This is a genomic window from Mesorhizobium sp. M7D.F.Ca.US.004.03.1.1, from assembly GCF_003998635.1.
GTDB lineage: Bacteria > Pseudomonadota > Alphaproteobacteria > Rhizobiales > Rhizobiaceae > Mesorhizobium > Mesorhizobium loti.
The window spans coordinates 1-1,162 of sequence record NZ_RZQG01001348.1; the positions used below are offsets into that span (position 1 = coordinate 1).

The 1,162-nt window shown below is 61.0% G+C and carries 2 protein-coding genes; one reads left to right on the forward strand and one right to left on the reverse strand.

The genetic code is table 11. The features are described from left to right. The first annotated feature begins 101 nt into the window (after positions 1-101). The gene (locus EN935_RS36960; RefSeq protein WP_127263589.1) at positions 102-632 is read left to right on the forward strand and encodes a dihydrofolate reductase family protein; all 531 of its coding nucleotides are present in this window, start codon (positions 102-104) and stop codon (positions 630-632) included. Between the two features lie 74 nt (positions 633-706). Here the strand turns inward: EN935_RS36960 and EN935_RS36965 are convergent. Next, on the reverse strand, positions 707-1,162 hold a 456-nt coding region (locus EN935_RS36965), incomplete at its 5' end, for a hypothetical protein (protein WP_127374289.1).

Consider the following 1,162-nt stretch of genomic DNA (forward strand, 5'->3'; position numbering starts at 1 on the left):
GGACCAGAAATAACGTCTCAGTTTGGATTTCGGCTGGGTCCACACTTTTGCGTAACGGCGGCCCACGTTATTCTGACGATCCGGGTTGGAGGTCTTACGGCATGGCGAAGCTCATTTTCAGAATGAACGTGTCTCTCGACGGCTATGTCGACCACATGAGAATGTCATCAGGCCCCACGGTCTTTCGCCACTGGATAGAGCAAGTGCGCGACTTGGCCGGCAGTGTGTATGGTCGCGGCATGTACGAGGTCATGCGTTATTGGGACGAAGACAGTCCTGAGTGGAGCGCGGAGGCGCACGAATTCGCGGCGGCGTGGCGGAGCCAACCGAAATGGGTTGTGTCGCGCTCGCTGAAGTCGGTCGGCCCCAACGCCACACTTGTCGAGAATGACGTCGAGGCGGTGATACGTGGGCTGAAGGCTGAGCTCGTTGGGGAGATTTCAGTTTCTGGACCAAACCTGGCGCGAAGCCTGACCGACCTTGGTCTTATCGATGAGTACCAACTCTACTTCCATCCATTCGTGCTTGGTCACGGCAAGCCATTCTTCGCCGGCCCCCGGTCGCCGCTTCGCTTCGTGGCAAGCGATCTGATTGGCGATGACGTGATCAGGTTGACCTATGTTCCGGCCTAATCACGGGGCACCCGGTGCGACGATAGGATGCCGCGCTTGCATGTTGCGGTCGTCAAACCGAGACGCTAGCAGGACTACAGCCCCTTTGGCATCAACCCTGCCAGCCAGTTCACGGAGCGTTTCGCGGCGTCTGCGGTCGCCGAGGCGGCGCGGCCAAGATCGGTCTTGACCACGGCGTAGCCGTTTTTGGTGCGATAGAGCACGCCGGTTCCGCCATCGACCACTTGTTCATAAGCGACGGGCCGGGCGGCGTCGGCTTCCATGGCTGTCGTCGGCGAACCCACCGAGACGCTCGGCCGGTGGCTCAGTTCAGGCGGCAACGGGCTTTGGGTTCTAACCACCCGGCTGGCGGGCTTCAATTCCGGGCGCGACGCTGTCGCGGCCAGCTGCGAGGAGGACGACGAGCCCTTCGTGCGGCAGATGCCGGAGACGAGCGGATAGTTGAAATTGCGCTCGTGCAGCATCTGGCTTTTCATCGCCGCTTCGCACTCGGCGACGGTCGACCACTTGGCCGGCGTCTCGCCGATATA

Bases quoted from the DNA above. Each gene is read 5' to 3' on its own strand.
- EN935_RS36960 (WP_127263589.1), top strand. From the start codon at position 102: ATGGCGAAGCTCATTTTCAGAATGAACGTGTCTCTCGACGGCTATGTC.